Source organism: Streptomyces sp. CA-250714, from assembly GCF_050936705.1.
Classification (GTDB): Bacteria; Actinomycetota; Actinomycetes; order Streptomycetales; family Streptomycetaceae; genus Streptomyces.
Genome location: NZ_JBNJMI010000001.1, coordinates 666,454 through 686,649 on the forward strand (window position 1 = coordinate 666,454; position 20,196 = coordinate 686,649).

Sequence of the window (20,196 nt, forward strand, 5' to 3'; positions counted from 1 at the left end):
CATGGTCAGCCAACCTTGTCCGGGTGGAGCTTCTTGGCGATCTCCTCGACCGTGTCGGCGTTCTCGACCCCGGCGATGGTGGTCTGCTCGGAGCCGATGCGCAGGAAGCGGCCCTTCTTGACCGCCGTGAGGCCCTTGGTGGCCGCGTTGGACCTCAGCCACTTCTCCGCTTCGTCGAACGCCTTCTTGTTCGCCGCCGCGCTGCCCCGGTCCCGGACGCCGAGCTGGATCCAGTCCGGATTCTTGGCGGCCACGTCCTCCCAGCCGACCTGCTTGTAGTCGCCGTCGCAGCCGGCGAAGACGTTGCGGGCGCCGGCCAGGGTGATGACCGCGTTGGCGACCTGGCGATTGCAGACAACGGTGGGCTGCTTGGTGCCGGCGTCGTAGTCGAAGAAGAAGTACGTGGGCCGCGCGCTCTTCGCCATGCCGCCGACCGCCTTCTGGACGGCGTCCGTCTTCTCCCTCATACCGGCGACGAGCTCCTTGGCCTTGGCACTTGTGCCGGTGACCTGGCCGAGGGAGGTGATGTCGGCCTCGACGGCGGACAAGTCGGTCATCGGGGACTTGCTCCGCGCGGCGCAGGCGGTGGACTTCAGATAGACGTGCTTGATCCCGGCCGCCTTGAACTCCTTTTCGGTCGGCGCGTCGCCCATCCCGCCGCCCATCTTCATGTTGGCGAAGGTGTCGATGTACAGGTCGGCACCGGAACCGAGGAGCTTCTCCTTCGGGATCACGCTCTTGCTGAGCACCTTCACCTTCTGCGCCTCGGTGTCCAGCGCGCCGGGCAGCGTGCCCTTGCCGGGCGGGAAGCCGGTACCGATCACCTGGTCGCCTGCGCCGAGCCGGAGCAGCAACTCCAGACTGGAGGCGTTGCTGGTGACGATCTTCTCGGGGGCGGCGGAGAAGGTGGTCTTGGCGCCCATGCAGTCGGTGACGGACACCGGATGGTCCCCGGAGACGGCCCTGCCGGCACTCTCGTCAGCCGCGCCGTTTCCCCCACCGCCGCAGCCCGCCGCCAGCAGACCGCCGAGTACGACAGCCGCCGTACCGCCCCACACACGAGAACGCATCGAAAGTCTCCAGGTCCCACTCGGTACACGGGCGAACCTCCGTCACCCGGTCCAGAAGTCGGGACGAACCGCGATTGAGTTCCCGTCGAGTTGGCGGCGACGGCTCCGGATAACCGTTCCCGGCAGTCGAGCGGCGAGATCTGCAAGCACGCGGAGGAAGGCTTGCGCACGGTGGCTTCGGTGCCGACGCCGGACTCCCGCGCGATGTCCACGGCCGGCGCCTGTTCGGCTTTCCTGGGCTGCTCGGCCTCGAAACCGCCGCCGGGATTCCAGCCGAAACCGATCACCATGACCGAAGCCCAGATGCAAGACGGACTGTTCCGCTCCGTGGGTGTCGGGGCGCGGAGTGGAGGCGCCGAGCCAGGTATCCCGTAGAGCTGTGCTCATGGCGCCTACGTGAGGCGTAGCGGGAGTTGGAGGAGGCGCCAGGCGCCGGGTTGGCGGCGGCGTACTTTGGTCTTGAGCTGGTTGGGGGCTACAGCCAGGGAGAGGTCCGGATAGCGTTGCAGCAGGCGGCCGATGGCCACCTCGGCCTCTTGGCGTGCGAGTGGAGCGCCCAGGCAGTAGTGCATGCCGTGGCCGAAGCCGACATGGTCCTCGCCGCGGCCCGCTTGCCGGGTCAGGTCCAGGCGTTCGGGGGCGTCGTAGTGGCGCGGGTCGTGGTTGGCGGAGACCAGGACGGGCTGGACGGCCTCGCCCCGGCGGATCCGGACGCCCGCGAGTACGACGTCCTGGGCGGCATAGCGCAGTTGGGTCATCTGGACCGAACCACACCGGCGCATCAGTTCGTGAACGGCGTGCGGCAGCAGTTCCCAGTCCTCTTGGAGCAGTCGCATCTGGTCGGGGTGGGTGAGCAGGGCGACGGTGCCGTTGCCGATGAGGTGGGCGGTGGTCTCGTGTCCGGCGAGCACCAGCGCCATCACGAGGGTGACCATCTCGGTGTCGCTGAGCCGGTCGCCGTCGTCCCGGGCGCGGATGAGCGCGCTGATCAGGTCGTGCTGAGGGGCCGCGCGGCGTGCGTCGATCAACTCGTGGATGTGGTCGACCACGGCCGGGAAGGAAGCCCCGATCCGCTCGGGCTCCAGCGAAGCGAGGTCGGCGCCGAAGTCCCGCCAGCGTGGCCGGTCCACCTCGGGCACACCCACCAACTCACAGATGACGTTGATCGGCAGGGGGTAGGCGAAGTTCTCGATGAGGTCGACCACTCCGTGCTCGTCGCAGTGTGCGGGCAGTTCGTCGAGGAGATGGTCGGTGATCTCCTCGACACGCGGCCGCAACTCGGGGACGCGGCGGGCGGTGAAGGCGCGGGAGACCAGCCGGCGCAGCCGGGCGTGGTCCGGAGGGTCGCTGGTGAGGACCGATTCCAGGATGTACACGCTGTACTCCCGGGGAATGCCGAGCACTTCCATGAGCCGGGTGCGCGGGTCGGGGCCGGTGTGTCCGGGAATCGAGTACGGGTTGTTCACGAAGCACGGGTTCCGCAGGACGGCGCGCACTTCCTCGAAGCGCGTCACCAGCCAGATGGGTGTGTCGTCCATGAAGCGTGCCCGCAGGACGGGGCCCTTCTCGCGCAGCCGGCCGTAGCCGCCGAACGGATCAGCGAGCAGTTCCGGGTCCATGACGTTCGGCTCGCCTGGGTGCTTGCCGATGAGGTCCTGCATGGAGGGCGGGAGGCCTGGAGGCGGTGTGGGCGCGGCGGGCCTGTTCTCCATGGTGTGCTCTCCTCCTGGTCGGTGAGGGACACGGCGGTGTCTCGCCCATAGCGCTGAGCGCCTGCGGAGGGCAGTGCTGACACCCGGCGCTGCTCCTCCTATGGGACTTCGTCGGGAACGCGAACCTGAACGAGGCCGACGGCCGGAGAGGCCCGTTCAGGGTTCCGGTCCCTGTCCTGATCACCTGGTCGCGTGGAGCGGTGTGCCGGCGAAGGCGGTGAGCGAAGCCGGTGGCGGTCGACGGGAACCGGAGGGGCTGGGGTGACCGGCGAGCAGGACGTAGAGGGGTGTGTGTCCGGCATTGTCCAGGCGGCAACGTTCTGAGATCAGCGGATCGTTGAAGGCACCGGTCTGGGCGGGGCCGAGGCCCAGCGCGGTAGCGGTCAGCGCGAAGGTCTGGCCCAGGTGGCCGGCGTTGAGCAGACAGATGCGGTAACAGCGGGGCGTGTGGTATTTCACGCTCATGCGTTCCAGCCGGGCGGCGAGCACGACCAGGAACGCGGCTTCGCCCGCCCAGTCCTGGTCAGCACACAGATGCGCGGCCTCGTGACGCGCGAGTCCCTCGCTGAGCAGTTCCAGGGAATGTTCCAGGCCGTTGTAGTGGTACCAACCGGCAGCCAGCCCCGTAACGTTGAGAGCGCCGAGGTAGGCGTCGTGTTCCTGGCGGGAACCGCCGGAGGGACTCGTACGGCGGTAGAGCGCGCCGTGGCCGCTGTCGATGAAGTCGACCGGGCCGAACACGGTGCAGAGCAGTGTGGCCAGCGTCTCCAGCGACACCGCGTCGGAAGTGAAGTCGCGGTGCGTGCGGCGGCCGTAGAGGACCTGGTCGTACGGAATTCGCAGCTCGGCCCGGGGGCGTGGCAGCAGCTGCCGGGGCGCGTTCGCGTAGGTGGTGAACAGTGGCGGCATCTGCGCCAGGTCCGGCGCACGGTCCGGTTCCTGGGTGTTGATCTCGCTGTCCAGGTAGTCGTTCTGCGTGGCGTAGTGGAGGAACGACGCTTCGGGGGCCCAGGCAGACCAATGACGGTCGATCTCCTGGTCGTGGTGGGCCTCTGGGCTGCCTTCCGGCAGGAGTGCGCCGGCCTCGGTGAGGGCCGACACGGCCTCGGCGACAGTTTCGGGAGTGAGGTGGTCCAGCGTCTTGGCGGCGCCGGCCGGCTCGGTCCAGTCCTCGAATACGGAGAGAATCTCGGCGGCCACCGGATGCAGCGAGGTGGGAGTGCCGTGAGGATAGTGATGGACAACGAACGTCCCCTCCCGCCAATAACAGGTCAGACAGCGGGAACGTCGGTAGCGCACAGCAGCTCCAGCAGACGAGAGGGGATCAGGAGGGGCGGGCTACGGACGTGCAAGCTACGCCGCGGCACGGCCGTTGCCCGCCCCAGGCGAGCTCACTTCGCGGTGCCGCCCTGGAACTTGAAGATGTAGTACCCAGCCCGCCGGTCCTTCCGGACTGCCGGCTGCGCGTTCATCGCGACCTTTCGCATGCGATGTCACTTCCCCTCAACTCGTTGCACGGACAGCGCGCCGGACCTGATCAGGCGCACGGGGGGCAGCCTGCCCAACGGGGGGACCTGCGGATCTCCAAATGCCTCACAGATCGCCATTATGAATGAATCACGCATTCTCATGTTTCAGGGGCATTCTCCGCGGGTGCCCAAAGGGGCTCGGGGCTGTGTCCATGTGCGGCTCCGCCGCAGATGGGGGTCCCCCTGTTCGAGCGAAGCCGAGAACTTGGGGGAGCGACCAGCCACAACCCACCCAGCTGCGACGCGGCAGCCGGGGCGGCCGGCCACCAGCGTTCGACCGCGAGACCTACAAGCAGGGAAACAGCGTCGAGCGGTGTATCGACCGTCTGAAGCCGTGGCGAGGCATCGCCACCTGCTTCGCGCTCGGGTGAGGCAGACCGGGGCAGGGCTTCGCCGGGGTACACGGGGGGCTCTTGTCGAGCGTAAGCTTCTGGCCAGTCCCAGGCGGCAAGGGCCAAGGGGGGCACGTCCTGTTGCAGGGCGGGGCGCTCAGGGGGCGGGCCGATACAACGTCGGATGCTGTCCCTGGGATCGCGCACCAGTTGCCGTGTAGCGAACCGCACCGGGGGGTGGCAGTGTGCACGAGCCCGATAGCTGCCGAACCGTCGTCCGCGTATCCGATTCCACATCCCGCGGACGCCGTCGACCGGACGTGGTGGGCGGGTGATCGGTCGGTCGGTGCGGGCGGTGCTGCCCTCATTGCTGCGAGGGTGGCTCGGGGTGGCTGCGGCGCTCGGCGCGTTGGTGGTTGTTGTGCTTGGGGTTCTGTATGCCGGCGATGGCAAGCCCGGCGTGGTGGATGCGCGGATCTGGGCGGTGGTGGAAGGTGTGGGGCCGCCGTGGCGGTACGTCGCTCTGGGCACGGACTTCTTGGGGGAGCCTGTGGGAGCGGTGATGCTGGTTGTGGCTGCCGTGACGGGGTGCCTGGTGCTTCGGTGTCCTCGCGCAGCGGTGCTCAGCGTTGTCGGGGTCGGTCTGACAGTGGGGACGGCGAAGCTGCTCAAGCACCTGGTGGGGCGCACCATCCACGGCGACGGCAACCTGTCCTACCCGAGCGGGCACACCGCCTTCCTCACCGCGCTCGCCCTCGTGGTGGCGCTGATCGCGGCGAGCCGGCTCGGGCTCGGCAGGACGGTCGGCACGTTGCTCGTGCTCGCCTCGGGGTTGGTTGCCGGTGCCGCTATGGGCTGGGCGCAGGTCGCCTTGGGCGCGCACTACCCGACCGACGTTCTCGGCGGCTGGTGCACCGCGCTGGCGGTGGTGCCGGCGACCGCATGGCTGGTCGACCGGGCGTCCGACCGACTAGTCGGTCGGACGGTCGACCCCCGTGGGCAGGAGCTCCGCTGAAGTCACGTCATGCCAACCGGCGGAATACGGGCTTCACCGGCCGTCCGGCCAGCCAGGCGGTGGGGTCGGCGGCGTCCAGTGCCTTCCGGTACACCGCACAGGCCTGGGCCACCACATCGACGGTGCGGTCGATGTCGGCGTCGCTGAGCGCGCTGCTCACCACGAACGACGGGGCCAGCACTCCGCCTGCGAGGAGCCGGCGCAGGAAGAGGGTGCGGTACTGCTGCGACGGCTGCCGGTTCTCGTCGAGGGTGGCGTAGACGAGGTTGCTGGCCCGGCCCCGGACGACGATGTGGTCGCCGACGCCCATGCCGGACGCGACGTCGCGGACACCGGCGGCCAACCGCTCGCCGAGGGCGTGCAGTCGCGCGGTGATGCCCTCCTCGACGTAGGTGGTCTGCACGGCCATCGCGGCGGACAGCGCGTGCGTCTCCGCGCCGTGCGTGGTGGACAGCAGGAACACCCGGTCGCCGGAGTGACGCAGCCCGCCCCGCTCCATCAGGTCGCGGCGCCCGGCCAGCGCGGAGACGGCGAATCCGTTGCCCAGCGCCTTGCCGAACGTGGAGAGATCGGGGACGACGCCGTACAGGCCCTGGGCGCCTGCCTCGGACCAGCGGAAGCCGGTGATCATCTCGTCGAAGATGAGTACGCAGCCGTGCCGGTCGGCCAGTTCGCGCAGACCGGCGAGGTAGCCGGGCGGGGGCTCGGTGTGGGTCGCGGGTTCGAGGATCAGGCAGGCGACCTCGTCCTCGTAGCGGGTGAGCAGTTCCTCCGTGGCGGCCAGGTCCCCGTACGGGAATGTCACGGTGAGGTCGGTGGTCGCCGCCGGAATGCCGGAGGAGATCGGCGTCGTGCCGATGAACCAGTCGTCGGTGGAGAAGAAGGGATGGTCGGCGCAGATGGCCACCCGCGGGCGTCCGGTGGCGGCGCGGGCGAGGCGTACGGCGGCGGTGGTGGCGTCGGAGCCGTTCTTCGCGAACTTCACCATCTCGGCGGTCGGCACCGTGGCCAGGAAGCGTTCAGCGGCCTCGACTTCCACGATGGACGGCCGGACGAAGTTGCTGCCGCGGTCGAGTTCCCGCCGCACCGCCTCGGTTACGCGCGGGTGGGCGTGGCCGAGACTGACCGACCGCAGGCCGGAGCCGTACTCGAGGTAGCGGTTGCCGTCGATGTCCCACACGTGGGCACCGTGGCCGTGACTGATAACAGGGGCGAGGTTCTCGGGGTACTGGTCGTCACCCTTGGCGTAGGTGTGCGCGCCCCCGGGGATGAGGGCGTGCAGCCGCTCATTCGCCATCCGTGATCGAGGCAGGGAGAACTCCTCGGTGTCTTCGGTGTGTTGGGTGTCCACGCCGACCCTCACTTCTCTCTGTGCTTCAGGACTTCGGCGAGGCTCGGCGCCTCCCGGTCCCGCCGGGACATCGAGGTGACCGGCAGCGGCCAGGGGATGGCGAGTTCCGGGTCGTTGAAGGCGATCGTCACGTCCTCGGCCGGATCGTGCGGGCGGTCGATCCGGTACGAGGTGTCGGCGGTCTCGGTGAGCGCCTGGAAGCCGTGCGCGCACCCCGCCGGGATGTACAGCGTCGTCTGCGTCTCGTCGGACAGTTCGAAGAACGCCCGGTTGCGGTAGGTCGGCGAGTCCGTCCGTAGGTCGACGACGACGTCGAAGATCCTTCCGTACGAGCACCGCACCAGCTTGGCCTCGCCGGCGCCAGCGCGCAGGTGCAGGCCGCGCAGCACGCCCCGTACCGAGCGGGACAGGCTGTCCTGGACGAAGGCGTTCGGGTCGAGGCCCACCGAGCGGACCACGTCGGCGTCGAAGGTGCGGCAGAAGAAGCCGCGTTCGTCGGCGTACGGCGTCGGTTCGAAGAGGTACGCACCGGCGATTGCCGGGACCTCGGTCGCTTTCATGGAGCCTCCCGATACGCGCGGGCGTGTGCGTGGGTGTGGGTGTAGGCGGTCGCCGGGAACAGAGCCGCGGTCAACTCGGCGAACTGGCCCTTGAGTTGCCGGGCGGCGACCACGTTGCGTTCGGCAAGGGTCTGCCGCAGTTCCGCCGATCGCTTCTCCAGCGCACGGAACTGTTCGAGCAGCCGGTCGGCGTCGACCCCGCGAGCCGGGTGGCAGTACGCGCCAAGACCCATCCGTTCCATGAGCGCGTCGCTCTTCGCCGCATAGCTGAGTGCGAGCGTCGGCGTGCCGGCCTTCAGCGCGCAGATCAGGTTGTGGTAGCGGGTCGCCACCACGGTGTCGGCAGCCGCCATCTCCTTCATCAGGTCGGTCAGCGAGGCCGCCTCGGCAGCGGTGACCAGCGGCGAGTCCACCGCGTTGAGGATCGCGGCGACCACCGGCGCATCGCACTCGTCGCCGGTGAGCAGCCGGACCGGTCTGCCGTCCTCGACCAGCGCGCGGACGAAGCGGGTCACACCGTCGAGGTAGCGCTGGTGGATCTCGTCGGCGCGGGCGCGGTCGTCGTTGCCGCCGTGGAAGGCCATGGCGCCGACACAGACCGTGCCCGCGGGCTCGGTGGCCGGGGGTGTCGGCAGGGCGAAGGCGAGGTCCGGGTAGACCTCGTCGTGTGTGGTGTCCACGCCCATCTGCCGCAGCGCGTCGCGGGAGAGGGTGTCGCGGTACGAGCGGTACGTGGCCAGCCGCGCCGACCAGCGCACCAGGGTCCGGGTCGGCCGGTTGCTGATCGCGTCCGCGCCGACACCGACCAGCGCGACCCGGGTGCCGAACAGCCGGCCGGTCGCGCAGAGCAGGAACAGCGAGTACGGGAAGCCCCACGGCCTCAGCGGCAGCGTGGCCTCCAGGACGCCCATGCCGGGGACGATCACCACGTCGTGCCGGCGCACCCAGGCGGCGGTGCGGACGACGTCGACGAGTTTGCCCAGACCCTTGGCCGCGATCGCGCCCGCGCGGGAGGCCGTCCGGTACTCGCCGCGGTACCAGTGCAGCCGCGTCGCGGGGATCCCGTACCGGGCCGTAACGACCTCGGGTCCGCCGCACAGCGCATCCACGACTGCCTGAGGGTGCTCGGCACGGAGGTACCCGAGCACGGCTTCGAGCGACCCGTCGTTGCCGAGGTTGCCGGAGCCGAGCAGGCCGAACACCCCCACCCGCACCGGGGTCATGCCCGCCGCCCCTCACGACCGGCGACAAGCGCGTCGACGGAGACGGTGAGCCGCCCCGGGTCGACCGGGGCGCGGTCCTCGACCCGCTCACCGGCGCCAGGGCGGGCCCGGCTGGCCATCCATGCGGCCAGGTGGCGGTAGCACGCGCGCCGGTCGGCCGCGGACAATGGCGCCCGCCGGATCGCGGCGACGAAGCCCCAGACGTACTCGGCGAGCAGCCGGGGCGTCGGGTGCAGCGGGCCTGCCCGGCGCGGGTCCAGGTTGACGCACCGGGAGCGCTTGGACGGGTTCGCCCGCTCGGCGCGGGTGGGGTGGTCGCGGCGGAAGTACAGCAGCTCCGGCACCTGGTGGAACGGCCCGTGCAGGGCGATCTCGGCGACGAATGTGCGGTCCGCGTGGTGGTAGCTGTCGTGCGGCTTCACTCGGCGCAGCATGTCGGCGCGCATCACCCCGTAGAAGTCGTCGCCGCCGGGCTCGAACAGCAGGCTGCGGAAGCGCTCCGGCGCGTGCGGTGAGTCGGTGGCGAGCCGGTACTCGTACGGGACCTTCACCTGACCGTCGCCGTCGATGACGGCCTGGTCGGAGTGCGCGAGGATCACGTGCGGCTGCTCGTCCAGCGCCTGAATGCAGCGCCGCAGCAGGTCGCGGGCGTATAAGTCGTCGTGCGAGGCCCACTTGAAGAGTTCGCCGCGGCACTCGGTGAGGACGTAGTTGTGGTTCGGTGCGGCGCCGATGTTCCGGGGCAGCCGGAGGTAGCGGATGCGTGAGTCCTGCGCGGCGTACTTGCGGCAGATGTCCTGGGTCGCGTCGGTCGAGGCGTTGTCGGAGATGACCAGCTCGAAGTCCTCGTACGTCTGGCCGAGCAGGGCGTCGAGCGACTCGGCGAGGTACTCCTCGCCGTTGTATACGGGCAGGCCGATGCTCAGCCGGGGTTGGGCGGTCATGGCGTCCTCACTTCGGGGAGGGGATTCTGGTGGCGCTCGCGCAGGGCTGACCGCAGGTGCAGCCACCACACGGCCGAGCCGCAGACGGTCGCGGCGGCGACGCCCCAGGCCGAGCCGACCGTGCCGGCCACGGCAGCGCCGCCGAGCCCGCCGATGACGTAGCAGGCGGAGGCGAACAGCTGGCTGCGCAGGCTGCGCCGGGCCGCGCCGAGTGCACGCAGCCCGGCCGCCGCGCCGGTGCCGAGCCCTGCACCCGCGACGCCGAGCGTGGCCGGCACGATCAGCTCGGAGGCGGAGTGCCAGACGCCGCCGAGTACGAGTTCGCCGACCCGGTCCGGCACCAGCAGCAGTGCAGCGCCCCACAGGAGCGCGGCGGCGGCCTGTGCGCCGCCCAGCAGGAGGCAGAACGTGCCAAGCCGGTGCGGGGCCTGCCGCAGCACCCGTGCCGCCTCCGCGACGGTGACCAGCGAAAGACCCATCAGCACCGCGAGGAACGGGCCGAGCAGCAGCTCGGCACCCCGGACCACACCCACCGCGCCGACCCCGACGATCGCGCCGAGCCCGTAAGCGCGCAGCTGGCTCGCGCCGCTGACGGCTGTGTTCTCGACCAGGTACCGATAGCCGAGGTCGCGGTGCGCGCGAAGCCACTCGCGCACTCCGGTCATGCGGGGCCGGATCCCGGACTGGAAGCAGCCGTACACCGCGGCCACCGCGGCGGACGCGCCCCAGGCGAGCACAAACGCGGCCACGTTGCCCGCGCGGGCCGCCACCACCATGGCCGGGACGAGCGCGACGCCCCACACGAGGTCGTTGACGAACGCTTTCCGCCCGGTGCCCGCGGCGAAGAACGCGAACCGCCAGGCGTCCTGCAGCAACAGCCCCGGCAGTACGACGCCGAGGCAGGCGAACGCGGTGCCCATACGGCCGCCGAGCCCCAGCCCGATCACCAGACACGCCGCGCCGAGGGCGGCAGCGACGCCGAGTGCGGCACCCGAAGAGCGGGCCACAGCGCCGCGCCAGGCCGCGTCCGACACGCCGCTGAAACGCACCATGAGGGGGTCGGTGGTCAGTCCGCGGGAGACGTTGAGCACCACGCCGTAGGTGACCCAGGCAAGGCTGAACACACCGAAGGCGGTCACCCCCAGCGAGCGGGCCACGTAGATGCCCACCACGAAGTTGCTCATGCTGGAGGCCGCCTGGTCGGCCAGTCCCCAGGACAGCCGCCCGGCGATGGCCCGCCGGGCGGTCGCCGCCTTCGGTCTCGTCTCCTCCTCGGTGGGCATCGGCGTCATGCCTTGATCTCTGAGTCTTGCCGCGTGAGCCCGCGCCCGCTCTCGGCCCCGGGTCGCGCTTCCGGCTGGGGGTCCGGGGGTCGTCCCCCGGAAATGCGCAGTAGTCCGGCGCCGTTCAGGGCGTCGGCCGCTGCGGCGACGGTGCCGAACGGCAGCCCGGACCGCTCGGCGACGTCCAGCAGACTGTGCTCGCCGTCGGAGAGGTTGAGCACCCAGAGCATGGCCATCTGGGCCTGCTTCGCGTCGCTGCGGCCGCCGAGCGCGTCGTACAACCCACGTCGGCCCAGCTGTGGTTCGCCGTAGGGGCTGAGGTTGACGTACCGCCGGTCGCGGTCGAGGACGGCGAATGCCTCACGGCAGACGGCGAGCGTGTCCGCCATCGCCTCCGGGGTGACGAAGTCCAGGTTGTCCGCCGAGGTGTGGTATTCGGGATAGCCGGCGTACGGGGTCCGGCTGAGCGAGCCCACGCCGAGATCGAAACCGGGCGAGCAGAACTGCCGCTCGTCGTAGCCGTACGGAGTGAACTCGGTGATACGGTGCGGGCGTTCGGAGGCGGCCAGCACGTGCCGCATCACGCGGTCGATCTCCGCATTGCCGCGTCTGCTTTGCTTGTACGTCAGCGATCCCTGGTCTCCGGCGCAGGCCAGCACCAAGCCGTGCTTGACCTGTTCGCTCCGCTCCGCGTTGCGGGCCAGCCAGGTGATCGCGCCGATGGTGCCGGGGGCGAAGATGAACCGGTAGGTGTAGTACGGCGTTTGCTGTGCCAGGGCCCGGGCCAGGAATGTCGCCACCGCGATGCCGGCCAGATTGTCGTTGGCCAGCGACGGGTGGCAGACATGGCAGGAGACGATCACCTCGTCGGCGACCTGGCCGGGGAGCACGTGCTCGGCGTAGGTGAGATGACCGTCGGCGAGTGTGGAGTCGATGCGTACCTCGTACTCGCCGTCCGGCAGTGCGTCCAAGGTCTCCTGGGCCAGGCAGAATCCCCAGTCCGGCTCGTAGTAGCTGGTGCGGTACGGCACCCAGGACGGGTGGTCCGGCAGGGTGTGCAGGTGCGCGCGCAGCTCGGACAGCGGCATGGTCGCCGACACCGGCACGCTGTAGCCGAGCACGTGCAGGCTGGACTCGGTGAAGTCGACGACCCGGCGGCCGGTGGAGTCGGCGATGTACGCGTCGCGGATGTTCCACTCCTGCGGCACGGTCCAGTCGAGCACCTGGGTGCCGGTCGGCACCTCGTGCACCTGCAGCGGGACGTATTCGCCGACGATCTCCAGGGTGGCGCGCACACCGTCGCCCGTGATGCTCCGGCAGGGCGGGTACAGCCGCTCAACCAGCGCGTACATCTCCTCGCCGAAGCCGGCCGCCATTATCGGCTGTTCGCCGGCCGCCGTCATCGGCGCCACCGCAGGCTGTCGTCCACGGCACCGGCCTCGGATGCCGCGCGCAGCACGGCCAGCCGGGTGAAGCGTTGCTCGAAGCCCTCCCGGGTCAGGCCGAACTGACGGTAGGAGTCGGCGAGTTCGAGCGCGCCCTGTTTCACCGTCCACTCGCAGTCGAAGCCGGGTATCGCGGCGCGGAAGCGGGAGAAGTCCACCCGGTACGAGCGCGGATCGGCACCGGTCTCCCCCGTGATCACCACCTTCGAACCGGACACCGCCGCCGCGACCTGCTCGGCTATCTCCGCGACCGTGACGTTGTTGATCTCGCTGCCGATGTTGAAAGCCCGGTCGTGCACGGCTTCGCGCGGCGCGGTCAGCGCGGCCGTGAAGGCCCGTGCGATGTCGGCGGCGTGCACCAGCGGGCGCCAGGGGGTGCCGTCGGAGAGCACCAGCACCTCGCCGGACAGCAGCGCGTGGCCCACCAGGTTGTTCAGCACGATGTCGGCGCGCAGCCGGGGCGAGAAGCCGAAGGCGGTGGCGTTGCGCATGAACACGGGGGTGAAGTCGCCGTCGGCCAGCGCGTGCAGGTCGTCCTCCACCCGCACCTTGGACTCGGCGTACGGCGTCACTGGCCGCAGCGGGGCGTCCTCGCCCACCAACTCGTCGCCGCCTGCGGCGCCGTAGACCGAGCAGGTCGACGCGTACAGGAAGCGCCGCACTCCGGCGTCGCGGGCCAGCCGGGCGAGGCGTACGGACGCGTGGTGGTTGATGTCGTAGGTGAGTTCCGGCGCCAGCGCTCCCAGCGGATCGTTGGAGAGCGCGGCCAGGTGGATCACGGCGTCCACCCCTGCCACGTGTTCGGCCGTGACGTCGCGCAGGTCGACCCGGTGCCCCTGCGGGTCGGCGGGCGTCGGGCCGAGGACGCAGTCTGCGAACAGGCCGGCGTCCAGCCCGACGACTTCGTGTCCGGCGGCCGTGAGTACCGGGGCCATCACGGTGCCCAGGTAGCCCTGGTGTCCGGTGAGCAGTACGCGCAAGGTTCATCCCCCCAGAGTGAGCGTGAGTTTGGTGACGGCGAACGCCTCGGCGTAGCGCTCGTGGCATTCGATGCCGCGGATCCGGGCCAGGCCGAGGAAGGCCTCGCGGTCGTACCAGGGCCGGTGGCGCTGCGAGGGGTAGTGCTCCTGCAGCAGCCGCACCTTCTGTTCGGCGATCTCCGGGGACAGCGGCTGGTACGCCGCCGGACGGCCGAGATCGCCGTCCCACTTGACGATCTCGTAGCCGAGTACGAGGTGGTCGCGGAAGGCGGTGGGTATCAGCTGCGCCAGTTGGCGGTGGTCCTGGTGCGCGTCGTCGGTGCGCGGGGCCAGGATCAGCTCCGGCTCGGTCCGCTCACGCAGATCCTCGACTGCGGCCTTGGCCTCGTCCCAGTGCACGGGCAGCCGGCCGTCCGGCAGCTTGAGCACGGTCAGCCGCAGGTCTGCGCCCGGGCAGAAGGCGGCGAGCGCGGCCTGCTCCTCCTGCTCCCGCTCGCTGCCACCGCCGGAGAGCACCAGCGCGTCGACGCGGATACCCGGCCGCGCGCGGCACAGCGTCAGCAGCGTGCCGCCGGCGCCGATGGCGATGTCGTCGCAGTGCGCGCCCACCGCCATGATCCGGTCCAGGGGCCCGGCGCCGAGCCGGATCACGCTCTCACTCCGGAGCCGCTGCCGGTCGCGCCCTGAAGACCAGTCCCCGCACCGTCCCGTTCCCATACGGCCCACGGGCGGTCGCCCCGGGCGTAGGCGTCATCGAGCGCGGCCCGCTCCTTCACGGTGTCGGTCGGCTTCCAGAAGCCGCGGTGCTGGTGGGCCACCAGTCGGCCGTGCTTGGCCAGTTGGGCGCACCCGTCGGCGACCAGGTCCCCGTTCTCCGGGATGTGGTCGAAGACCTCCTGTCGGAGTACGAAGTAGCCGCCGTTCTCCCACAGCGGCAGTTCGCTCACCGCGGTGATGCCGCCGACCAGGCCGTCCTCGCCCAGGTCCACGCAGTGGAACGAGGACTGCGGCGGCACCACCATCATCGACGCACCGGCGTCGCGCCGGGCGAACTGGTCGATCATCTGAGGCAGCGGGGCGTCGGTGAGTACGTCGGCGTAGTTGGCGAGAAACATCTCGTCGCCGTCCAGGTGGTGCCGCACCCGGCGCAGCCGCTCCCCGATCGGTGACTCGATGCCGGTCTGCACGAACGTGATCGTCCAGGAGGCGATGTCGGTGGACAGCAGCTCGGTCCGCCCGTCGCGCAGCACGAAGTCGTTGGACGTCGTCTCCTCGTAGTTGAGGAAGAAGTTCTTGATGTGGTGGGCCCCGTATCCGAGACACAGGATGAACTCGGTGTGCCCGAAGTGCGCGTAGTAGCGCATGACGTGCCAGATCAGCGGCCGCGGGCCGACCATCGCCATCGGCTTGGGTATGTCGTCGGACGCTCCGTTGCGCATCCGCAGCCCGTAACCGCCGCAGAACAAGACGACCTTCATGCTGTGCCCTTTCAAGACGCGACCTCGACAATGCTCAGTTCCGGGATGGGAAAGACCAGCCGGCCGCCCCAGGCGTGCACGAAGGACAGCTGCTCGACCAGTTCGGCGCGCAGGTTCCAGGGGAGGACGAGGACGTAGTCCGGTCTGTCGGCGGCTATCCGCTCGGGCGGCAGGATCGGGATGCGGGTGCCCGGGGTGAACCTGCCGTGTTTGTAGGGGTTGCGGTCGACCGTGTACGCGAGCAGGTCGGGGCGGATGCCGCAGTGGTTGAGCAGGGTGTTGCCCTTGCCCGGGGCGCCGTAGCCGACGACCCTCTCGCCGCGCTCGGCCGCCTCGATGAGGAACCGCAGCAGGTCCCGGCGCACCTTGGCCACCCGCGCTGAGAACTCGGTGTACCCGGACAGCTCCTGGAGCCCGGCGGCCTTCTCCCGGGCCAGCACGTCGGCCACTCGGCGGGTGGGCTCCCCCGCCGCCTCCGCAGGCCGGGCCCACAGTCGGATGGAGCCGCCGTGTGTGGGCAGCAACTCGACGTCCACGAGCGCGAGTCCGCCGCTGGCGAGGGCCCGGGTCGCGGAGGCGACCGTGTAGTACTGGAAGTGCTCGTGGTAGATCGTGTCGTACTGGTTCTGCTCGATGAGGGTCAGCAGGTGCTGCACCTCGATGGAGACCCAGCCGTCGTCGGCGACCAGGGCGCGCAGCCCCCGGGTGAACCCGACCACGTCGGGGATGTGCGCGTATACGTTGTTGGCCACGACCAGGTCCGCCGGGCCGTGTTCGGCGCGGACGTCCGCGCCGCTGTCCGGGGTCAGGAACTCCGTGACCGTCGGCACACCCGCCTTACGGGCCGCGGCGCCGACGTTGACCGACGGCTCGATGCCGAGGCAGCGGATCCCCCGGTCCCCCACGTGCCTCAGCAGATAGCCGTCGTTGCTCGCCACCTCGACCACGAAGGCATCCGGGCCGAGGTCCATCCGCTGTACGGCGTCGGCGACGAACGTACGCGCGTGCTCCACCCAGGACGTCGAGTACGAGGAGAAGTACGCGTACTCCTTGAACGTCTCTTCCGGCGTGATCAGCGGCGGGATCTGCGCCAGCCAGCAGTCGGTGCAGACCCGCAGATGCAGCGGGTACGCAGGCTCCGGCTGGTCCAGTTGGTCCGCGGCGAGAAAGCTCTCGCACGGCGGGGTCGCCCCCAGATCCACGACGCTCACCAGCGCCGCCGAGCCGCAAAGTCGGCATCCCGTCATCTACTGCCCCCCAATGATTCCGTCCGACCCGCGATCGCGGTGCGGTAACCGTCCACCAGGCGCTCCAGCCCGACGGCCGGGCTGAAACCCTGCTCGTAGCGGCGCCGGGCCGCCTGGCCCATCTCCCGGTTGCGGGCCGGGTCGGCCGCGATCCGGCGTATGCAGGACACGAGCGAGGCGGGGTCGCCCGGCTGGTGCAGCAGCCCGGTCACCCCGTCCTCGACGAGTTCGACGAAGGCGCCGTGGCCGGCGGCGACTGCCGGGACCCCGGCCGCCATCGCCTCCACGACCACCAGGCCGAACGCCTCCAGCCAGGTCGAGGGAGCCACCACGGCGACCGACCGCGCGATGGCCTCCCTGCACTCCGCCGGGTCGTACAGGCCGACGAACCGCACGTCGTCCCGGCCCGCCGCCCAGGCGGTCACCTCGCCCTCGAGTGGCCCCGCGCCGGCGACCACGAGCGGCACGCCCACATCGCCGCTCGCGGCGATCTCGTCCCACGCGGCCATGAGCAGCCGCACGCCCTTGGCCTCCGCGAGCCGGCCGAGATAGAGCAGCTGCTCTCCGTCGCCCACTCGGCGGTCGTCCGGCTCCGGCACGAAGTTGTGCTTCACCGCCAGCCGTTCGGCCGGCATGCCGGCCCGCACCAGGACGTCGCGCTGCGCCGCGGAGATGCAGAAGAACCGCTCCACCCCTGACCACCACCGCCGCCGGTTGACCGACAGGCTGACCGCGAGCGGCACGGTCGCCATTCGGGAGCTGCGGTAGCAGCCGTGCCGGACGGCGGGCAGCGGCACGGCCGACCCGACGCACTCGGTGCACGGACGGCCGTCCCGCTGGAGTGTGCCGGGCGGGCAGACCTGGGTGTAGTTGTGCAGCGTGGCGACGACGGGCACGCCGACGTCGGCGCAGGCGGCCAGCACCGCGGGCGACAGGAGCGGGAAGACGTTGTGGACATGCACCACGTCAGGGCGCGAGGTGCGCAGCCGGGCGGCGAGCTCCGTGCGGACCGCCGGGTTCCACGGCACCAGCAGCGGCACCGCGGCCTTGCCCAGCAGGGACCGGGTGGCGATGTCGTCGCTGCGCCGCTCGAACATCTCGACCCGGTGGCCGGCCGCGCGCAGCAGCGCCACCTCCTGGTCGACGACGTTGTTCTCGCCGCTCGGCTGTGCCGAGGCGTAGCGGTTGTGCACGACGAGGACGTGCATGGTCATCTCCCGTCCTCCCTGGCCCATCGCGGGACGCGGCGCGGCCGGGCCGCGGGCGTCGGGAGGGGCATGTCCGTTTCGGGGGCCAAATCGGATGCCGTATCAGCTGCCGTGGCGGGCGCCGACGCAAGCAGCGAAGCGGCGACGGCCAGATGCAGCAGATACGGTGAGGCGTCGCCCAGCCCGGCCTCGGTGTACGACGCGATGGCGCAGTAGCTGATCAGGAAGATCGCGCAGGCCCTCGACAGCGACGGCGCCCGCAGCAACGCGACGCCGCCCAGCACAATGATGATCGCCGCCACCAGGGCGACGCCGGTCAGGCCCTGCTCGTGGTAGACGGCCAGCCAACTGTTGTCGATCGGCAGCCCGTCGAACGACTTGTCGCCCAGGCCCATGCCGAACAACTTCTCCCCGGCCGTCCGGGGCGCTGCCAGCAGGGCGTCCCAGACCTTGGCCCGGCCGGTGAGACTGGAGAGGTGCTCCTGGCTCTGGCCACGCAGGAACCACGTCTGCAACGCGGAGCCGAAGCCCACCACGGCCACCGCGGCGCACAGCACGGTCCAGCCGAAGAACCGGCGCGCTGCGGCGCTGGTCAGGACGAGCGAGCCGATCGCCAACGCCAACCCGATGAACAGTCCAAGTGTGGCCGTCCGGGTGTGGGTCAGCGCGAGCAGGACGAGTGACGGCACGATGACCACCGCCGCGCTCGCCTTGTCGGTGCGGCGGCCCAGTACGAGCAGCACGGTGAGCCCGGTGATCACTGCGGCGTACTGTCCGATCTGCGGCGGGGTGAGCGGCCACAACGCGCCGACCAGCCGCCCGCCGTAGAGCTCGGGCATGGCCGCGCCCGGCGAGATGGCAAGGCCCGCGACCACAGAGCCGAGCACCGCGAAGTACATCCGGATGTGGTGTCTGACGAACGTCGTGCTGCCGTCCCACCAGCGGCTGAGCAACCACAGCGTGCCGATGAAGAGCGCCAGCCGGGCGCAGCGGAACAGTGCGCCGAACCCGGACTCCAGGTTCGCGCTGGAGAGCACGCTCGGCACCAGCAGCAGGGTGAGCAGGAGCAGAAAAGCGCTGGGTCGGATGCGCAGCCGGAGGTTGAGCGCGAGCGCTAGCGCGAACGCGGCGACGAGCGCGCCCATGGTGACCAGCTGGATGAGGGAGCGGGGCAGCGGGATGATGGTCTGCGCCCCGGCGGAGCCGAGCGTGTTGAGGACCAGCAGCCCCCAGACGATCCCGACGGTCTTCGGCGTGCGCCCGATGTGTCCGTCCATCTCAACCACCGTCCCGTGGCTGGAAGGTGCTGCCCGCGTCCTGCTCGTACGGCGTGCCCTGCCACTGCCCGGAGTCGAGCACCCGGCTCGGGTCGTGGGCGACGAACTTCCATGGTCCGAGGTAGACGTTGTCGTGCCAGCGGTTGCGCTGCTTGTGGGTGATCGCCTCAGCCACCCGTTCGCCCTGGTACGGCGACCAGTCCGGATAGGTGCCGTAATTGGCCAGCATCGCCATCCGGTCGCACTTCACCGTGCACTCGACGACGGACGTGTCCAGCACGAAGCGGTTGTGGTGGATGTCCACGCGCTGGGTCTTCCATCGGCAGTCGGCGTAGAGCGGTGCGGTGGCGATCGCCGGCCGCGCGCAGCGGTCGGAGTCCCGCACCAGCAATGTGCAGTCACCGGACGAGGTGTTGGCCGGGCTGTTGCAGAACCGGTCGGCGTTCTCCCACAGGGTGATTCCGTTCCAGTTGTTCTCCAGCACGTTCCGGTAGATCTCGATCTTGTCCGTACGGGCCCGGATCCGGGGTTCGCCGCCGGCCTCGGACAGGTAGACGGTCGCGAACGGGAAGCTGTCGCCGCGGTCGGCGCGTCTGCGGCCCTCGACCCAGTTGTTCCGGCGGATGGTGTTTTTCCGGATGACCGCGTTGTAGCTGGTCTCGTAGATGAGTGCGGCGCCGTCGTTGGCCTCCAGCACGTTGTCCTCGATGCGGAAGTCGTTGTTGTTGGTGTCCGCCCATAACCCGGCTCCGCGGTTGTCGTGCACCCAGTTGCCGCGTATGGCGGCGCCGTTGACAGCCCAGAACTTGACGCCTCCGGTGCAGCCGCAGCCCTTCCGTCGCCGCTCCCAGTCGCCGGTGTTGTTGCCCACGATCTCGTTGCCCTCGACCACCAGGTCGCGGATACGGCCTGACCCCTTGTACGCGTTCATGCCGTACTGCCCGTTGCGGCGCAGGCAGTTGGCGCGGACCCGCTGCCGGGCACCGGCCATCAGCCCGGCCCCGGAGTTGTGCTGGATCTTCGCGTGCTCGATCACCCATCCGTCGGCCGAGTCATGGTTGACCACGCCCTCGTCGTGCGGCGCGACGAAACGCTGCACGGTCAGGTGGCGGACGGTGACGTCGCGGGCGCTGCCGCCGAACGCGTACTGGTTCTTCTTCCGGCCGTCGAGCACCGCGCCCGGCGCGCCGAGGTAGCTGTTGCCCTTCTTGGGGATGACCTGGGCGTGGCGGTCCGGTTGGAGCCTGTGCTTGCCGGGTCGGAGCCAGAACGTGGTGTTCGGGGGGCTGTTCCGGGTCTTCGCGGCCAGGTCACCGACCTTCGCGGGGTCGACCGTCACCGCGTCCGCCGGTGCCTTCGCCGGCCCGGCCGCGGGCTTGGCGCACACCCGGGCCACGGACCGGGCGGCGGACGTGGAGGGCGCGGCGGTCGGCTCCGCCGGGGTGTCCGGTGTGCTCACACAGCCGGTTGCCGCCAGCAGGGCCAGCACCGGCGCCGCCGCCGGTAACGCCCGGTTCCGCCACGTGATCCCCACGCATCCTC

The 20,196-nt window shown here is 70.4% G+C and carries 16 protein-coding genes and 2 pseudogenes; 2 read left to right on the plus strand and 16 right to left on the minus strand.

Going from position 1 to position 20,196, the window contains the following annotated elements:
* Positions 1–5 precede the first annotated feature (5 nt).
* From ACQEU8_RS03185 to ACQEU8_RS03195, 3 genes are all read right to left on the minus strand, one after another.
* Positions 6–1,070 carry an ABC transporter substrate-binding protein gene (locus tag ACQEU8_RS03185; protein WP_433096548.1) on the minus strand — a complete coding sequence of 355 codons (1,065 nt, stop codon included), beginning with the start codon at positions 1,068–1,070 and terminating at the stop codon, positions 6–8.
* Positions 1,071–1,462: 392 nt separating this feature from the next.
* Positions 1,463–2,782 (minus strand): cytochrome P450 family protein, encoded by a 1,320-nt coding sequence (locus tag ACQEU8_RS03190; RefSeq protein ID WP_433096551.1) that lies wholly within the window; start codon positions 2,780–2,782, stop codon positions 1,463–1,465.
* Between the two features lie 180 nt (positions 2,783–2,962).
* A complete protein-coding gene (locus ACQEU8_RS03195; protein WP_433096553.1) occupies positions 2,963–3,982 on the minus strand; it encodes a SagB/ThcOx family dehydrogenase in 1,020 nt (339 codons plus the stop codon).
* 562 nt (positions 3,983–4,544) lie between these two features.
* On the opposite strand from ACQEU8_RS03195, the pseudogene ACQEU8_RS03200 reads away from it, so the two are divergent.
* Together ACQEU8_RS03200 and ACQEU8_RS03205 are read left to right on the plus strand one after the other, a co-directional pair.
* A pseudogene (locus ACQEU8_RS03200) lies at positions 4,545–4,682 on the plus strand (IS5/IS1182 family transposase); the annotation flags it as partial.
* A gap of 292 nt (positions 4,683–4,974) precedes the next feature.
* Positions 4,975–5,658 (plus strand): phosphatase PAP2 family protein, encoded by a 684-nt coding sequence (locus ACQEU8_RS03205; RefSeq protein ID WP_433096555.1) that lies wholly within the window; start codon positions 4,975–4,977, stop codon positions 5,656–5,658.
* A 7-nt stretch (positions 5,659–5,665) separates the two neighbouring features.
* Here ACQEU8_RS03205 and ACQEU8_RS03210 read toward each other — a convergent pair whose 3' ends face one another.
* The 13 genes and pseudogenes from ACQEU8_RS03210 to ACQEU8_RS03270 form a co-directional block, all read right to left on the minus strand.
* Positions 5,666–7,009 carry a glutamate-1-semialdehyde 2,1-aminomutase gene (locus ACQEU8_RS03210; RefSeq protein WP_433096557.1) on the minus strand — a complete coding sequence of 448 codons (1,344 nt, stop codon included), beginning with the start codon at positions 7,007–7,009 and terminating at the stop codon, positions 5,666–5,668.
* Between the two features lie 8 nt (positions 7,010–7,017).
* Positions 7,018–7,569: a dTDP-4-dehydrorhamnose 3,5-epimerase gene (gene rfbC / locus ACQEU8_RS03215; RefSeq protein WP_433096559.1), complete on the minus strand. Its 552-nt coding sequence runs from the start codon at positions 7,567–7,569 to the stop codon at positions 7,018–7,020.
* The gene (locus ACQEU8_RS03220) at positions 7,566–8,792 is read right to left on the minus strand and encodes a polysaccharide pyruvyl transferase family protein (RefSeq protein WP_433096561.1); all 1,227 of its coding nucleotides are present in this window, start codon (positions 8,790–8,792) and stop codon (positions 7,566–7,568) included. The genes rfbC and ACQEU8_RS03220 overlap by 4 nt, the downstream gene beginning before the upstream one ends.
* Entirely contained in the window at positions 8,789–9,736 is a 948-nt protein-coding gene (locus ACQEU8_RS03225) for a glycosyltransferase family 2 protein (RefSeq protein ID WP_433096563.1), read from the minus strand. Before ACQEU8_RS03225 ends, ACQEU8_RS03220 begins: the two co-directional genes overlap by 4 nt.
* On the minus strand, positions 9,733–11,028 hold the full coding sequence (locus ACQEU8_RS03230) for a hypothetical protein (protein WP_433096565.1): 1,296 nt from the start codon (positions 11,026–11,028) through the stop codon (positions 9,733–9,735). The genes ACQEU8_RS03225 and ACQEU8_RS03230 overlap by 4 nt, the downstream gene beginning before the upstream one ends.
* A gap of 95 nt (positions 11,029–11,123) precedes the next feature.
* A pseudogene (locus tag ACQEU8_RS03235) lies at positions 11,124–12,422 on the minus strand (DUF4910 domain-containing protein); the annotation flags it as partial.
* The gene (locus ACQEU8_RS03240; protein WP_433096567.1) at positions 12,419–13,444 is read right to left on the minus strand and encodes an NAD-dependent epimerase/dehydratase family protein; all 1,026 of its coding nucleotides are present in this window, start codon (positions 13,442–13,444) and stop codon (positions 12,419–12,421) included. The pseudogene ACQEU8_RS03235 and the gene ACQEU8_RS03240, both read right to left, overlap by 4 nt.
* Before the next feature lie 3 nt (positions 13,445–13,447).
* Positions 13,448–14,095, minus strand: coding sequence for a PIG-L deacetylase family protein (locus ACQEU8_RS03245; protein WP_433096569.1), 648 nt, complete (start codon positions 14,093–14,095; stop codon positions 13,448–13,450).
* Positions 14,092–14,922 carry a glucose-1-phosphate cytidylyltransferase gene (locus ACQEU8_RS03250; RefSeq protein WP_433096571.1) on the minus strand — a complete coding sequence of 277 codons (831 nt, stop codon included), beginning with the start codon at positions 14,920–14,922 and terminating at the stop codon, positions 14,092–14,094. The genes ACQEU8_RS03245 and ACQEU8_RS03250 overlap by 4 nt, the downstream gene beginning before the upstream one ends.
* A gap of 11 nt (positions 14,923–14,933) precedes the next feature.
* A complete protein-coding gene (locus ACQEU8_RS03255) occupies positions 14,934–16,169 on the minus strand; it encodes a class I SAM-dependent methyltransferase (RefSeq protein WP_433096573.1) in 1,236 nt (411 codons plus the stop codon).
* A complete protein-coding gene (locus ACQEU8_RS03260) occupies positions 16,166–17,377 on the minus strand; it encodes a glycosyltransferase (RefSeq protein WP_433102111.1) in 1,212 nt (403 codons plus the stop codon). Before ACQEU8_RS03260 ends, ACQEU8_RS03255 begins: the two co-directional genes overlap by 4 nt.
* Positions 17,378–17,379: 2 nt before the next feature.
* A complete protein-coding gene (locus tag ACQEU8_RS03265; protein ID WP_433096575.1) occupies positions 17,380–18,654 on the minus strand; it encodes an O-antigen ligase family protein in 1,275 nt (424 codons plus the stop codon).
* Position 18,655: 1 nt separating this feature from the next.
* Positions 18,656–20,188, minus strand: a complete 1,533-nt coding sequence (locus ACQEU8_RS03270; RefSeq protein ID WP_433096577.1) for a right-handed parallel beta-helix repeat-containing protein — start codon at positions 20,186–20,188, stop codon at positions 18,656–18,658.
* Between the last annotated feature and the right edge of the window lie 8 nt (positions 20,189–20,196).

What these genes read in the sequence shown, in the direction of transcription:
- ACQEU8_RS03185 (WP_433096548.1), bottom strand. Translation starts at nt 1,070, where the DNA reads ATGCGTTCTCGTGTGTGGGGCGGTACGGCGGCTGTCGTACTCGGCGGT.
- ACQEU8_RS03190 (WP_433096551.1), bottom strand. Translation starts at nt 2,782, where the DNA reads ATGGAGAACAGGCCCGCCGCGCCCACACCGCCTCCAGGCCTCCCGCCC.
- rfbC (WP_433096559.1), bottom strand. Translation starts at nt 7,569, where the DNA reads ATGAAAGCGACCGAGGTCCCGGCAATCGCCGGTGCGTACCTCTTCGAA.
- ACQEU8_RS03220 (WP_433096561.1), bottom strand. Translation starts at nt 8,792, where the DNA reads ATGACCCCGGTGCGGGTGGGGGTGTTCGGCCTGCTCGGCTCCGGCAAC.
- ACQEU8_RS03225 (WP_433096563.1), bottom strand. Translation starts at nt 9,736, where the DNA reads ATGACCGCCCAACCCCGGCTGAGCATCGGCCTGCCCGTATACAACGGC.
- ACQEU8_RS03230 (WP_433096565.1), bottom strand. Translation starts at nt 11,028, where the DNA reads ATGACGCCGATGCCCACCGAGGAGGAGACGAGACCGAAGGCGGCGACC.
- ACQEU8_RS03250 (WP_433096571.1), bottom strand. Translation starts at nt 14,922, where the DNA reads ATGAAGGTCGTCTTGTTCTGCGGCGGTTACGGGCTGCGGATGCGCAAC.
- ACQEU8_RS03255 (WP_433096573.1), bottom strand. Translation starts at nt 16,169, where the DNA reads ATGACGGGATGCCGACTTTGCGGCTCGGCGGCGCTGGTGAGCGTCGTG.
- ACQEU8_RS03260 (WP_433102111.1), bottom strand. Translation starts at nt 17,377, where the DNA reads ATGCACGTCCTCGTCGTGCACAACCGCTACGCCTCGGCACAGCCGAGC.
- ACQEU8_RS03265 (WP_433096575.1), bottom strand. Translation starts at nt 18,654, where the DNA reads ATGGACGGACACATCGGGCGCACGCCGAAGACCGTCGGGATCGTCTGG.